Below are 14,771 nucleotides of genomic sequence, written 5' to 3'. Positions count from 1 at the left end.
GGCCAGAAGAGGCGGCGACATAGAGGTGAACTGAGCGGAGGGGATAGTGTCCAGAAGAGGCGGCGACACAGAGGTGAACTGAGCGAAAAGGGATAGTCTCCAGAAGAAGGAACGATACAGAGGTGAACTGAGTGGAGGGGATAATGCCCAGAAGAGCGGCGACACTGAGGTGAACTGAGCAGAAGGGATAGTGTCCATAAGAAAGGGCGACATAGCAGCGAACCGAACGGAGGCAATAGCGCCATTAAGAGCAGTGCTGGGGAAGTGCAAGAAGGCGACATAGTTGCAGTTGTCCAAAGCAAAACAGTAGCTTGAGCGAGCGGATTAGCCGGGAGTTTTTGACTTTGTGGTACTTTCTTTGTCTTTGTCTGATCTGCGCAGGCATGCACAGAATTAAGCGCAATTGTGCCTAAGCGAGTAGTGTACCAACCCGTGGATTTCAACACGCAAACGGTGCCGAACAGGGCCTGATAGCGATTACATTTTATGCGCTAGAGGTGCTTTTGGGCTGATCTTGTCGAATGTTAGCAATGAGTAGTGAGATTGGTGAACATCGCGAATATTCAGAAAATTGGGTTGATTATTTGGCTGTTTCGCCATAACAATGAGGATGAGTCCACAAACTCAAAACTTTTGAGGAAATCGGAGGGTTGCAAATGAAGTCAAGGAGGAAGTCGATTATTTTACTCCTGGTTTCTGCACTCATGTTGACGCTTGTTCTTGGGGGTTGTACAGACAGCAGTCCTGCATCAACAACACCAGCGCCTGCGGCTACTGCTGAAGCAACGAAAGCGCCTGAACCAACCAAAGCGCCTGCCGGCGGAGGCGGAACGCAAGCTTTGCCGACGGAGTTTAAAGATTCACCGGTCTTGGCCTCCAAGGGTCTGCCTCCTGTCAAAGACCGTTTGCCTGGCGATTTCAAACTCACCAACGAAATTCCGGAAAGTCAAATGAAGTACGAAATCGGTACGTACGGCGGTGTTTTGAGAACGGTTACATCCGCGCCTAACTGGGATGCCGACGTGTTCGTCATGAACAACGAACCGCTGCTCAATACGCCGGGTATTCTCGGGGACCAAATTACGGGCAACGTACTGAAAGACTACAAAGTGAGCGACGACCAGAAAACGTTCACGTTCACGATGCGCAAAGGGATGAAATGGTCGGACGGCAAGCCGGTGACGACGGAAGATGTGCGCTTCACGGTAGAGGATATTTTGAACGATCCGGAATTGACACCGATCTTCCCGGTCTGGCTGCGTGGCGGCGGGGAAGCCGATGCGGCTCCGATGAAACTCGAAGTGGTCGACGAATATAACTTCAAGCTGATTTTTGACCGCCCGTACGGAGGTGTCTTGATCCGCTTCGCCATCCAAGGCTGGCGCGGGTATACGGAGCTCATTCGTCCCGCACATTACCTCAAGCAGTTCCACAAGAAATACACACCGCTGGATAAGCTTGAACCGCTGATCAAGGAAGCGGGCTTCCAGCCTGGCGAATGGTTCAACCTTTTCAACGACAAAGATATTACGAACTGGGAGCTGGCGAATAAGAAAGCCGTCGGATTCCCTGTCTTATACCCATGGATGATGACCAAGACGACCGAAACGTTAACGACTTACGAGCGCAACCCTTACTACTTCAAAGTGGATTCCGCAGGCAACCAGCTGCCTTACATCGACAGCATCCAAAGCACACTCGTGCAGGATATCGAGATGGTTGGTCTGAAAACGATTTCCGGCGAAGTGGACTTCTCCCGGGAGTCGGCAGCTCTGATCAAAATGCCGCTTTACCGTGAAAACGAGAAAAACGGCTACAAAGCGCTGCTCGCCAACATGCACGTAACGCCGACCGATATTTTCATCAATCAAACGTTCAATGATCCGAACTGGCAAAAAGTCGTGCAGGATGTCCGCTTCCGCAAGGCGCTCAGCCTGGCGCTGAACCGCAATGAGATCATCGATACCGTTTATTACGGCTTCGCGAAGCCGGGCGCCATCGAGGATCCGACTTTCGATCTCGCTGCAGCGAACAAACTGCTCGATGAGATGGGCCTTACCAAAGGGGCCGACGGCAAACGTCTCGGACCGGACGGCAAGGTGTTCACGATTCCGTTCGAGGTCGGTGCGCAAGCGCCGGATATCGTACCGCTGACACAGCTGATCGTTGAGATGTGGAAACAGCTCGGCCTGAACGTCACGATGAAAACGATCGACCAAACGCTCTGGACGACGCGAAATCAGAACAACGAGCTTCAAGCTACAATGATCTGGACGCATACGCCGCTCTGGTACATGGGCGACTGGGGTACGCAATACTGGGGAGCTCAATGGGATCTGTGGCGCACCTCCGGCGGGAAAAACGGTCAAGAGCCGCCGGCTAACGTGAAAGATCTGTACAAAATGATCAACGACGCCGCAGCTGCAAATCCGGAAGATGCCAAGAAGAAGGTTGCCGAAATCAAGCAAGTGATGAAAGACAATGTGTACTACTTCATTCCGATATCGGAAGTGAAGCAGCCTCTGATTGTCAACGCGAAGCTGCATAACATTCCGAATGACACGAGCTTCGCAATCGGCGCGAACTTCAGCGGCGAGCAGTTCTTCTTCGGGAAGTAAACAGGCGTGAATCAATGCGAGTCCGGAGGGCGGCATGCTGCTCGCTCCGGGCTCCATGGTTCGTTCGGAGACAGGGACCATTTTTGGAAGGAGGAATCACATGCTGAATTATATTTCCTACCGGCTTCTGCAGCTCATTCCGCTGCTAATTGCTATCAGCATTATCGTTTTCGTTATTATTCAGCTCCCCCCAGGGGATTTCCTGACGCAGTACATCGCTACACTGAAGCAATCAGGATCGGCGGTTTCCGAAAGTACGGTCATCAATTTGCAGCAGCTTTATGGGCTGGATAAGTCATTGATCGTTCAGTACATCATTTGGATGAAAAATATTTTGCTTCATGGCGACTTGGGGCGTTCCTTTCAGTGGAATCAACCGGTGACAGAGGTCATCGGTCCAAGATTGGCGTTGACAGTTATCATATCGCTCATTTGCCTGGTTTTCGTATGGCTGATTGCGATTCCGATCGGCATTTATTCGGCCACACACCAGTATTCGGCACTTGACTATGTGTTTACGTTTATAGGCTTCATCGGGCTCGCAATGCCCGGATTCCTGATTGCGCTTATCATTGTGTATTTCATCTTCGCACAGACCGGCGTATCCATTACCGGGTTATTCTCGGCACAGTACGTAGATGCCCCATGGAGTATGGACAAAGTATTGAATATGCTGCCAAGGCTTATTATTCCGGTTGTTGTGATCGGGATGTCCGGAACGGCATCACTCGTCAGAATAACGCGCGGTATGCTGCTGGATGAACTGTCGAAGCAGTATGTCATCACCGCCAGAGCCAAAGGGGTGCCGGAAGGCAAGCTGTTGTTCAAATATCCCGTCCGCCTGGCGATCAACCCATTGATCTCGACGATCGGCTGGACGCTGCCGGCGCTTATCTCAGGAGAAGCGATCGTCTCCATCGTGCTTAACTTGCAAACGACGGGCCCGATGCTGCTCAAGGCTTTGATGTTCCAGGACGTGTACTTGACGGGAAGCTTCCTGTTAATTCTTAGCGTGATGACGGTGATCGGGACGCTGCTGTCGGATATTCTGCTGGCGTTCGTCGACCCTAGAATTCGCTTCGGGGGTGTTGGGGAATGAGTGCCATAACGACGATTGCGAATCGGCTTCGCCGAACGAAAGCGAAGCGGGGAAGCAATATCGGAGCCGACAGCCAGTACGAGGTAGCTTCTCAGTGGCAGCTGATGTGGTGGAAATTCATCAAGCACAAAATGGCTGTTTTCTCAGCGATTGTGCTGATTCTGTTCTATTTGGTGGCGGTTTTCTGCGAGTTTCTGGCGCCGGCTCTTCAGGAGACGAGGTATTCCGATTATAAAAATGCCGCTCCGCAAAAAATTCATTTCGTCGATCCGAACACCGGCTTTCAGTTCAGGCCCTTCGTCTATGGCATGAGCGAGAAAGTCGATCCGAATACGTTTAAGCGGACGTTCTCCGAGGATCCGGCGAAGAAATTTGAGATTTTCTTTTTCAGTAAAGGCGAGCCGTATAAGCTGTGGGGACTTATTCCGATGGACCGTCACTTGTTCGGATTGAAGAATCCGAAGGATGCGCTCATCCTGATGGGAACGGATAAGCTGGGGCACGACCTGCTGTCCAGAATTATATACGGAGCTCGCATCTCGCTGTCGTTCGGACTTCTCGGCATCGTCGTGACGTTACTGCTGGGTCTGGTGCTTGGCGGCCTGTCCGGTTATTTGGGCGGCGTGACGGATACGGTTATCCAACGTACCATTGACCTTCTGATCTGTATTCCAACGATCCCGCTGTGGATGGCGCTGACAGCCGCCTTGCCGAGGGATTGGTCGGCGCTGCAAACGTACTTCGGTTTGATTCTCATCTTCTCCATCATCGGTTGGACGGGACTTGCTCGCGTCGTACGTGGGAAAATCCTCTCCCTGCGCGAGGAGGATTTCACCATGGCGGCGAGGCTCGCCGGAGCGAGCGATTTCCGCATCATTCGCAAGCATCTGCTGCCATCCTTCGCCAGCTACATCATTGTGAATGTGACGCTTTCGATTCCCGGTACGATTCTCGGCGAGACTGCCTTAAGCTTCCTCGGCATCGGCCTTCAGGCGCCAGTCGTCTCCTGGGGCGTGCTGCTGCAGGATGCCCAAAACCTGGAAACGCTGGCTCATCACCCATGGCTGCTATGGCCTGCGGCATTCATTATTGTAACCGTGTTAATGTTCAATTTCCTTGGGGACGGACTGCGCGATGCGGCGGATCCATACAAATAGGAGGCGGCGTGCATGCAGAAGCGGGATAACGTTATTTTGGAAATGAAGGATGTGAAAGTTCACTTCCATCTGGACGAAGGCGTGCTGAAGGCGGTGGACGGCGTCGATCTGCAGATCAAGCGCGGCATGACGCTCGGGATCGTCGGGGAAAGCGGCTGCGGCAAAAGCGTCACCTCGCAGGCGATGCTGCGCATTGTTCCTAAGCCCGGCGAAGTAGCGGGGGAAATCAATCTGCAGCGGAGCGGGGGGCAAGGCACGGTCGACTTGGTGAAGCTGGATCCGAGAGGCAAGGACATCCGGGATATCCGGGGCGACGAGATCGCGATGATTTTCCAGGAGCCGATGAAGGCGTTCTCTCCGATTCATACGATCGGCAATCAGATCATGGAAGCGATACTGCTGCATGTGACCGAAGATAAGCAAGAAGCGCACCGGTTAGCTTTGGACATTCTGCGGAAGGTGGGCATGTCCAATCCCGAGCAGCGCCTGAACGAATATCCGCACCAACTCTCGGGCGGCATGCGCCAGCGGGCGATGATTGCCATGGCGCTGTCCTGCAACCCCTCGATTCTTATCGCGGACGAACCGACGACGGCGCTGGACGTGACCGTTCAGGCACAGGTGCTGCAGCTTATCAATGATTTGAAGGCGAATCACGATACGTCCGTCATATTCATTACGCATGACCTGGGAGTCATCGCGGAGATGTCGGACGAAGTGGCGGTGATGTACCTCGGCAAGGTCGTCGAGTATACAGACGTAGACTCTTTATTTCATAACCCGAAGCATCCGTATACGAAGGCGCTCCTGAATTCCATCCCTGCGGTCGGCAGGGAAAGCAAGAGGCTGGAATCGATCGAAGGTACCGTCCCGTTCCCGATGAATTTGCCGCAGGGCTGCGGCTTCTATACCCGCTGCAAAATGGCGGTGGACGGCGTATGCAACGTCGCCGACGTCCCGCTCGTCGAAGTGAGGAAGGATCATAAAGTACGTTGTTTATTGGTGGAAACGGAGCTTAAGGAAGCCGAGGTGGTCTCATGAGCATGCAATCTGTGCAGGCCGACGAACTCATACTTGACGTTCGCTATATGCGGAAGTATTTCCCGATTAAGAAAGGCTTTCTGCAAAAAACGGCCGGCTACGTCAAAGCTGTCGACGATGTCCAATTCTATATCCGTCCCGGCGAAACCTTCGGTCTGGTCGGTGAGTCCGGCTGCGGCAAAACGACACTCGGACGCTGCATCCTGCGGGCGATCGAGCCGACTTCCGGTTCGGTACTTTTCCGGGACCGTCAGGGCCAGATGCAGGAGGTGCTGCAGCTCGGCAGTCAGGAATTAAGAGCGATCCGGCGGGATATGCAGCTTATTTTCCAAGATCCGTACTCCTCGCTCAACCCTCGGATGACGGTGTTGAACATTATTGCCGAGCCGCTCGTGTGCAATGGCATGGCCCACGGCGCGGAGCTGAAAGAGCGCGTAGCGGAGCTGATGGAGATGGTCGGCTTGAACAGCCGGCATCTCGAGCGGTATCCGCATGCATTCAGCGGCGGCCAGCGGCAGCGGATCGGGATTGCCCGGGCGCTCGCAACGAATCCGAAATTCATCGTCTGCGATGAAGCCGTATCGGCGCTCGACGTTTCCGTTCAAGCTCAAATCATCAACCTGCTGCAGGATCTGCAGGAGAAGCTGAACTTGTCCTATCTGTTTATTTCTCACGATTTGGGCGTTATTCAGCATATTTCGAACCGTGTCGGCGTGATGTATGTCGGCAAAATGGTCGAGACGGCCGCGACGCAGGATTTGTTCGCCAGTCCCAAGCATCCGTACACCGAAGCGCTGCTTTCGGCGAAGCCCGTACCGGATCCGCGCAAAAAGTCGAACCGGATTATTTTGCAGGGAGAGGTAGCCAATCCGGCGAACCCGCCCTCCGGCTGCTATTTCCATCCGAGATGCGCCTATGCCCAAGATATTTGCAAAAGCAAGGCGCCGGAGATGAAGCAGGTTGGGGACGGCCACTATGCAGCCTGCCATTTCGCCGGAGAGCTGGCGCTTAGGGGGGCAGCTTCGGTATGACGTATATTTTATTTCTGCTGCTCGTTTTCTTCGCAGCCTTAAGCCTCATTATGCTGGGCTCGCTCTGGTATATGCGCGTGCTGCTGGAGAAAATGGTCGGCGGCAAGCTGCGCGACCTGGAGACCCTGACGACAACGGGGACCGTTCCGGAAACGTGGTCGGCGAAGTATAACGAGCGCATGATTCATTATCAGAAGCTTGGCGATTTGGAGCAGGTGAACCGGATCAGCCGTATGGCGCAGAAGCGTTATTTGAACCGGATCGGCAAGCTGATCTCGTTCGTGAATAAATCGACGCTCGTCGAAAATGAGGAGTCGCGTAAAGCAACCTTGCGCATTCTGCAAAGAGTGGAAAGGGAATGGAGGGACGCTGACCCGTATGGATCCTTTTCTTGAAATAAAGCAGCCGGACGCTACGGCGGGCTACAAATCCGTCGGAATTACCGTCATCACAGCGGCGATTGGCGTTATCAATTGGTTTGAGCTGAGAGGCTTGCTGCTTGTTCTGCTTACTTTTTTCGGAGTGAAGCGCTCCTCCTGGCAGGGCATCGATAATTTCTCGTTTTTGTTCATGGGGGTCGTCTGGCTCGCGTATGTTTTCTACTGTCAGCATTATCTGAAGAAGAAAGCGGAAGCGAAGCAAGTGCTGCAAGCGTCGGCTATGCTGCTGGCCATCCAGCTCGGGCTATTGTTCGTCTGCAATCTGTTCTCCCATGTGCTGTTGAGCATTCCGTTCGAGTCGTATATGCTGCTGTTTCTCATAGTGGAAGGGATTATGACGCTCCTGCTGGGTTGGTATTCCTTGCATGCGGCACGCCGCAGAGCCGTACGCTAAAAAAGAAGAGGAAGGTAGGTTTCGCGTATGGATATAGGTGTTGTTTCGCGCAGCTTCCCGCAATTAACGAACGAGGAGGTAGCGGCGCTGCTGGCCGAGCGCGGCTTCAAGTGGACGGAGCTGTGCTTCTCCCAGACGGATTCGAATTATTGGCGGTACAATGGAAGAAGCGATATTAGCGAGCTCTCGGATGCAAGAAGCCGGGACATCATAGAGACGTACCGCAAGCACGGTATCGAGGTCGCCTCGATCGGCGTGTTCACCAATTTGCTGGAAACGGATGAACGGGAAATGGAGGAGAATCTGCACTACTTCGAGCGGCATATGCAAATTGCGGCGAATAGCGGCGTGCCGGTTGTCGCGACGGAATGCGGCTTCATACCCGGGAAGCGGGGGATCCAAGCGGACTCGTATGAGCAGGACTTCGACCGTCTGAAGCAGCAGGTCGCCTGGCTTGGCGAGCGCGCCGGACATTATGGCATCAAGCTGGCGCTTGAGCCTTGTGTCCTCGACGTGGTGCCGAGCGCCAAGCGTACGGCCGATTTCCTTGCGCAGGTGGGATCCCCGCATGTGCAAGTGCTTCTCGATCCGGCGAACCTGATCGCCAACAGCTCGGAAGAGGAGATGTTCCGGTATTTGGGGCCGCATATCGCCTACTTCCACGGCAAGGATCGCAAAGTCAACGATACGTACGGTCGCTGTGTCGGCGACGGGGACATTGACTGGGGCAAGCTGCTGAATTTGTACCATGAGCAGACTGAAGGAATTCCATTTATTTTGGAGTATGTGAATATAAACAATTTCTGTGAAATCCGTGATCGGGTGATCGCGTTTGATCAAGCCCGCTAATTGCGTTTCGATTCGCCCGATCGGAATACTGAGGCTCAGGGGGGTGTTTGATGATGCTGGTCGCGGAAAGGGTTCAACACATTCTACGGCTGGTTAACGAGCGGGGAAGCATGCGCGTCACTGAACTCAGCCAAATATGCCGGGTTACCGAAGAGACGATCCGCCGGGATTTGGACCGGCTGGAGAGCGAGGGGAGATTGCTGCGCAGCTATGGCGGAGCGATCCGCCTGACGCCGCAGACGTCCGAAACGTCGTACCAGCTGCGCGAGACGGTGCATGTGACAGAGAAGCAGCGCATCTCGGGAGAGGCGGCCAAATATGTGGAGCCGAACGATCGCATCGTGCTGGACGCCAGTTCCACGACTTGGCATCTGGCGGCACAGCTGCCCGATATTCCACTCACCGTCATCACCAACTCCTTGAAGGTCGCTCTGGTTCTCAGCGAGAAGAAGAATGTGAGCGTCATCAGCACGGGGGGCATCCTTGTGCCTAATTCGCTTTCCTTCGTAGGACCGCTCACGGAGCAGGCTTTGGAGGAATATCACGTGAATAAAGCGTTCGTATCCTGCAAAGGTGTTCATATGGAACGCGGCATCTCTGAGTCGAACGAAATGCAGGCCAGAGTGAAGCGGAAAATGGTCGGCATGGCGGAGCAGGTCTACGTGCTCGCCGATTACAGCAAGTTCGATATGCAGGCTTTCACGATGATCGGCGCTTGGAGTCAAATCCATCATCTGATTACGGATGAGTTGACGCCGGCCGATCATGTCGCGCAGCTGCAGCGCAAGCTCATCAATGTCATCCAGGTTTGAGATGGCGCAATCCCCATGCAAGATGGCTGAAACCGCAATGAAAGCTGAAGCTGCAAGCCTTATGATGAAGGCAGAGGCAGAGAAAGGAATGGACTAATGGTGAACCTGCTGAGACAAAGTCAATTTATGAAGGATACGCAAATCCCATTCACGATTAACCGCTGCTTTCATCATGAGCATAATACGCCGACGGTTCATTCGCATGATTTTATCGAGCTTGTCTATGTCGTAGCCGGTCAAGCCGAGCATGTGTTTGAGGGAGAATGCTACCGGATTCAAGCGGGGGACGTGTTTATCATCAATCCCGGAGAAGTGCATACATATCGTACCGAACCTGGGGAACGCATCGAGATCATCAATTGTCTGTTTACGCCGGAGCTGATTCACGAATCGCTGCTGAAGGAATTGGGCGTTTCGCAATCCATGGATTACTATTACGTGCATCCTTTCTTAAACCCTCGAGAGCGCTTTCATCATCGATTGAACTTGGTTGGCGCATCAGCCGGCCTAGTGCTCTCCATCCTGGAGATGATGATCTCGGAGTGGGACCAACATCGCCCGGGATACCTAACGATCATTAAGCTGCAAATGCTTCAGCTCCTTGTGCAGCTGTCGCGCTGTTATGCGGACTCCGCCGGCAAGGAGAAAAGGAGCTCACGCTCAACCAATCATACGATTCTCGTTCGCCGGATCACCGGATTTCTGGAGCGTCATTTCGATAAAAGGCTGACCATCCCCGACTTGTGCGAGCTGTTTAACGTGAGCAGCCGCCAGTTAAACCGGGTGTTCAAGCAGGAGACGAATCAGACCGTGACGGAGCGCATTCATGAGATCCGGATCGAACGAGCGAAGCAGTATTTGGCCGAAGGTGACGATAAAGTGATTCATGTCGCCCATCGCGTCGGCTATGAGGATCCTGCCTTCTTCAGTCAGCTGTTTCGGCGTAAGGTCGGTTGTTCACCCGGTCAGTACAGGGAAATTCAAGCGGAAGAATTGGAGAACGTACACGAAGTGTAGGAAACGAATGGGAGGGAATAGCGATGACATTAAAGGTTGGCGTCGTTGGCGTCGGTAATATCGGATCGATACATGCAAATGTATACCATGAACATTCCAAAACGGAGCTTGTGGCCGTGTGCGACATTCTTAAGGAGAAAGCGGATGCGGCTGCGGCTAAATACGGGTGCAGAGCCTTCTATAGCGTTCAAGACATGATAGCGAGCGGCATTCACTTGGATGCATGCTCGATGGCGACCAAAGGCGAGGAGAACGGCGGCGAGCATTATCAGCCGACGATGGAGCTGCTCGCAGCGGGCATTCCCGTGCTCGGCGAGAAGCCGATATCCAACCGGATCGACGAGGGCGAACGGATGGTTGCGCTGGCGAAGGAGAAGGGCTTGCCTTTTGCCGTTAACCTCAATCATCGCTTCACGCCGGCGGCGCTGCGCGCCAAAGAATGGGTGGAAGAAGGACGCTTAGGGCAGCTGCACATGATTAATATGAAAATGTGGATTAACAACCCGGTTGAGACATCGCCTTGGTTCCATTTGAGAGCGCTTCACCCGCATTCATTCGATGTCATTCGTTATTTCTGCGGCGATGTGAAGCGAGTGGCGGCCTTCATGATGAAAGGCGAGAACCGGAAAATATGGTCCAATGCCCAAGTAATGCTGGAATTCGAGAACGGCGCGATCGGCAACCTGGTCGGAAGCTACGACGCCGGGGCCAGCTACGGTTTGGAACGCTGTGAAGTCGTCGGCTCCAAAGGGCGGTTCGTGCTCGACGATGCCTGTGAGCATCTGACGTTCTATCCCCGTTACAGCATTGCTACCGAGAGCTATAGCTATTTAGGCGGCATGCGCCATTTCAATGAAACGTTCAAAAGCCGTATCAGCGACTGGATCGAGCAGCTGGATGCCAAAGTGCCGCATGACCAGATTAACGGTTCGGGTGAGGAAGCGCTGAAAGCACAGACCATTATCGAAGCCGCCATTCGCTCATTTGAAACTTCGACGATCGTTGAACTTTAATTCAGGGAGCTGATAGACATGATCAAATTAGGGATTAATTCCGTCTTGTTTAAAGATTTCGACTTCGCCACGGCGGCTCAGCATATTAAGCTGTGCGGCTATGATGGCGTGGAGCTGTCGGCGATCAAAGGGATGTGCGAGCATCTGGAGCTGGACCGTTGGCGCGATCAGGCTCCTGAGATTAAGCGGATCGCCGAGGAAACCGGCCTGAAGCTGCTGTCCATGGAGGTAGCGGAACTGAACGAGACGCGGCTGCCGCTGGCTTTCGAAGCGGCGAGGGAGCTGGGCATTCCGGTCGTCAATGTAGGTCCTGGCGGCAAATCGGATCTGGAGGAAGATGTGCAGTTCACGATCGAGAAGCTGACGCGGATGTCGAAGCTGGCCGGCGAATATGGCGTGACGCTATGCGTCAAAGCGCATGTAGGCGGTTCGATCTATAATACGCCGACTTCGCTCAGAGCGATGGAAGCGATTGCCGATCCGGCCTTCGGCATCGATATGGATCCGAGCCATATCTACCGTGCAGGCGAGAATCCGGAGGATGCGCTGCCGGCCGTCATTTCGCGCGTGAAGCATATTCATATCCGCGATTGCAAAGGACGTCAGGCGGGCCCGGGCACCATCGATAATCAAGCTTGCGGCCGGGGAGATATCGATTTGATCGGCTATTGCAAGGTGTTGGCGGATAGCGGCTACGACGGTCCTGTCTGTCTCGAGGTGATTGGCGCCAGGGATCATTCCCTCGCTCAGGTTAGTATCGTAGCTGCCGAGAGCTACGGTTACTTGAATGCGGTATTGAAATCATTCGGTGCAAGATAAGCCATTCCAATCCCAGAAGGAGATGATCTCATGACATCGAAACTGCCCAACTTACTGCTACTTGGCATAGACAGCTTGCGCCGCGATCATATGAGCTGCTATGGCTACGACCGGCTGACGACGCCGCATATCGATAAATACAGTCAGGGAGGCGTTCTGTTCGAGCAGCACTTCTCGCCGAGCATCCCGACGACTCCGGGATATGCCTCCATGCTGACGGGAATGGACTGCTTCGGTACGGATGTCGTGGCGCTGCGGCATGGCGGACCTGTCGGCGAGCATGTGAAGATGCTGTCCGAGCTGCTGGAGGAGAACGGCTACAATACGACCTGCATCGGGTTCACCGGCAATCCTTCCGCCCGCGGATTTCAGAAATATATCGATTTCGAAGGTTGGGGACCTGACGATACAGGTCGCAGTCCGAAAGCGGACAATTTGAACCGGGTGGCCATTCCGGAGCTGAAGCGTCTGAAAGAGGAAGGGAAGCCGTTCTTCCTGTTCCTGCGTCATATGGACCCGCATTCCCCGTACTTGCCGCCTAAGCCTTTCGAAAGGATGTTCTATGACGGCGACGAGTGCGATCCCGCCAACCATTCCTTGGATGAGTTGTATGCCTTCAAGCCGTTTGCGGATTATTTCAGTTCCTGGTTCCCGGAAGGTTGTACGGACAGCAAATATATTGACGCACAGTACGATGGGGCTATTGCCTATATGGATGCCGGCATCCAGTCGATATTCACGGCGCTTGAAGCGCTCGGCATCGAAGATGAGACGCTTGTCGTCATTACCTCGGATCACGGCGAAACGTTGAACGAACACGACTGCTACTACGATCATCACGGGTTATATGAGACGAATCTGCGGATTCCGCTGATTTTGCGGTTCCCGGGCAAGCTGCCGGAAGGCAAACGCGTCGCCTCGAATTCGCAGATCAAAGATGTGATGCCGACGATCGTAGAGCTGCTGGGCGTACCTTGCGATATCGAGTTCGACGGCCGCAGCTTGATTCCGCTGGCGAATGGAGAAGAGCGGGTGCCGGAAAGCGAAATGTACATTACGGAGTGCACCTGGATGCGCAAGCACGGCTGGCGGACACCGGAGTGGAAGCTGATCGTGGCGCTGGAGCCGGACCTGCATTTCAAGCCTCCGGTGGAGCTGTACAATCTGGTGCGCGATCCAGAGGAGCTGCACAATCTGGTGGATGAAGAGCCGGAGGTTGTCGCTCATCTAATGAACCGTTTAAACGCGCATATCGCCAAGCGTGAGCAGGAGACCGGGCGCGAGAATCCGATGTATACGAATTTGAACTGGCATGGACTCGGCTGCGGTCCGTTCAAGACATCACAGCAAGCTTTCGATTCCATGCATATCGGCTCTCCGCGTACGGCTAAGTCACTGCAGACGAAGGAGCAAGAGTCTGAAATTGCCGCTGCGGCAGAAGAACAGTCCGAAGAAGTGGAAGCGGATTCGGCATGTTGAGGGTAGCGGTCGTCGGCGTCAATCACATCGGACGCATTCACTGCCGGTGCTATAAGGAGCATAAGGACGCGGAGCTCGTGGCCGTCTGCGATTTGAACGCGCCGCTTGCGGATTCCGTCGCTGCCCAGTTCGGCGTGAAGGCATACTATGATTTGGATACGATGCTGGAAGCGGAGCAGCTGGATATCATCTCTGTCGCCACAGGCGGTGTTGAGAACGGTTCGCATCATATGGAGCCGGTCATGAAGGCGATTGCCGCGGGCAAAGACGTGCTCGTTGAGAAGCCGATCTCCAACTCTTTGGAGGAGGCGCGCGAAATGGTGCGGTTCGCGAAAGAGCGAGGCGTCCGTCTCGCCTGCAATCTCAACCATCGTTTCACACCTGCCGCTAAGAAAGCGAAGCAATGGTTGGATCAAGGGGATATCGGTCATCCCCTTTTTATCAACATGAAGCTTACCATCGGGAATCCGAACGAAACGAGCCCATGGCTTCATTTGCGGGCGCTTCATCCTCATTCGCTGGATGTGATGCGCTACTACGCCGGTGATGTTCGGCGGGTTCAGGCGTTCCTGACGAAGGCGCCGGGCCGCAGCGTGTGGTCGACGGCCTCCATGAATCTGGAGTTCGCCTCGGGTGCGGTCGGCCATCTGTTGGGCAGCTACGATATGTTCGGCCCGCATCCGATCGAAGCCTGTGAGGTCGCCGGCGACCGGGGCCGGTTCGTGATCGATAACGTCTATGAATCGCTGACGTACTACCCTCATCGCCAGGAGGACTTGCGCGTGTTCCGCAATTCCATCATGGGCGGCATGCGGGGCTTCGACGATACGTTCCGCTTGCGGCTCGACAGCTTCATCCAGGAAGTGAAAGAGGGCGTGCCTCCGGATCAAATCGCCGCTTCCGGCGAGGATGCGCTGGCCGTTCAAGTGATTATCGAGGCGGCGATTGCATCCCATCTTGCGAACGGCGCGGTGATGACGATTTCTGAATGACCCTAGTGAG

Annotated in this window: 14 protein-coding genes; all 14 read left to right on the top strand. The window is 54.2% G+C overall.

Going from position 1 to position 14,771, the window contains the following annotated elements:
* The first annotated feature begins 656 nt into the window (after positions 1 to 656).
* A complete protein-coding gene (locus PUT07_RS17505; RefSeq protein WP_274469605.1) occupies positions 657 to 2,618 on the top strand; it encodes an ABC transporter substrate-binding protein in 1,962 nt (653 codons plus the stop codon).
* A gap of 100 nt (positions 2,619 to 2,718) precedes the next feature.
* The gene (locus tag PUT07_RS17500; protein WP_274469604.1) at positions 2,719 to 3,717 is read left to right on the top strand and encodes an ABC transporter permease; all 999 of its coding nucleotides are present in this window, start codon (positions 2,719 to 2,721) and stop codon (positions 3,715 to 3,717) included.
* Entirely contained in the window at positions 3,714 to 4,874 is a 1,161-nt protein-coding gene (locus PUT07_RS17495) for an ABC transporter permease (protein ID WP_274469603.1), read from the top strand. Before PUT07_RS17500 ends, PUT07_RS17495 begins: the two co-directional genes overlap by 4 nt.
* 12 nt (positions 4,875 to 4,886) lie before the next feature.
* A complete protein-coding gene (locus tag PUT07_RS17490) occupies positions 4,887 to 5,915 on the top strand; it encodes an ABC transporter ATP-binding protein (protein WP_274469602.1) in 1,029 nt (342 codons plus the stop codon).
* A complete protein-coding gene (locus tag PUT07_RS17485) occupies positions 5,912 to 6,946 on the top strand; it encodes an ABC transporter ATP-binding protein (protein ID WP_274469600.1) in 1,035 nt (344 codons plus the stop codon). Before PUT07_RS17490 ends, PUT07_RS17485 begins: the two co-directional genes overlap by 4 nt.
* A complete protein-coding gene (locus PUT07_RS17480; RefSeq protein WP_274469599.1) occupies positions 6,943 to 7,341 on the top strand; it encodes a hypothetical protein in 399 nt (132 codons plus the stop codon). The genes PUT07_RS17485 and PUT07_RS17480 overlap by 4 nt, the downstream gene beginning before the upstream one ends.
* Positions 7,325 to 7,780 carry a hypothetical protein gene (locus PUT07_RS17475; protein ID WP_274469598.1) on the top strand — a complete coding sequence of 152 codons (456 nt, stop codon included), beginning with the start codon at positions 7,325 to 7,327 and terminating at the stop codon, positions 7,778 to 7,780. The genes PUT07_RS17480 and PUT07_RS17475 overlap by 17 nt, the downstream gene beginning before the upstream one ends.
* Before the next feature lie 27 nt (positions 7,781 to 7,807).
* The gene (locus tag PUT07_RS17470; protein ID WP_274469597.1) at positions 7,808 to 8,629 is read left to right on the top strand and encodes a sugar phosphate isomerase/epimerase family protein; all 822 of its coding nucleotides are present in this window, start codon (positions 7,808 to 7,810) and stop codon (positions 8,627 to 8,629) included.
* Between the two features lie 53 nt (positions 8,630 to 8,682).
* The gene (locus PUT07_RS17465; RefSeq protein ID WP_274470860.1) at positions 8,683 to 9,441 is read left to right on the top strand and encodes a DeoR/GlpR family DNA-binding transcription regulator; all 759 of its coding nucleotides are present in this window, start codon (positions 8,683 to 8,685) and stop codon (positions 9,439 to 9,441) included.
* 96 nt (positions 9,442 to 9,537) lie between these two features.
* The gene (locus PUT07_RS17460) at positions 9,538 to 10,458 is read left to right on the top strand and encodes an AraC family transcriptional regulator (protein WP_274469596.1); all 921 of its coding nucleotides are present in this window, start codon (positions 9,538 to 9,540) and stop codon (positions 10,456 to 10,458) included.
* A gap of 23 nt (positions 10,459 to 10,481) precedes the next feature.
* Positions 10,482 to 11,471, top strand: a complete 990-nt coding sequence (locus PUT07_RS17455; RefSeq protein ID WP_274469595.1) for a Gfo/Idh/MocA family protein — start codon at positions 10,482 to 10,484, stop codon at positions 11,469 to 11,471.
* A gap of 18 nt (positions 11,472 to 11,489) precedes the next feature.
* Positions 11,490 to 12,290 carry a sugar phosphate isomerase/epimerase family protein gene (locus tag PUT07_RS17450; RefSeq protein ID WP_274469594.1) on the top strand — a complete coding sequence of 267 codons (801 nt, stop codon included), beginning with the start codon at positions 11,490 to 11,492 and terminating at the stop codon, positions 12,288 to 12,290.
* Between the two features lie 30 nt (positions 12,291 to 12,320).
* Complete coding sequence (locus tag PUT07_RS17445; protein WP_274469593.1) at positions 12,321 to 13,769, top strand: sulfatase; 1,449 nt, start codon at positions 12,321 to 12,323, stop codon at positions 13,767 to 13,769.
* Entirely contained in the window at positions 13,763 to 14,761 is a 999-nt protein-coding gene (locus PUT07_RS17440) for a Gfo/Idh/MocA family protein (RefSeq protein WP_274469592.1), read from the top strand. The genes PUT07_RS17445 and PUT07_RS17440 overlap by 7 nt, the downstream gene beginning before the upstream one ends.
* The last annotated feature ends 10 nt before the right edge of the window (positions 14,762 to 14,771 follow it).

The organism is Paenibacillus sp. MAHUQ-63 (assembly GCF_028765165.1).
Lineage (GTDB): Bacteria > Bacillota > Bacilli > Paenibacillales > NBRC-103111 > Paenibacillus_E.
This window is presented reverse-complemented; position numbering and strand designations above follow the sequence as displayed.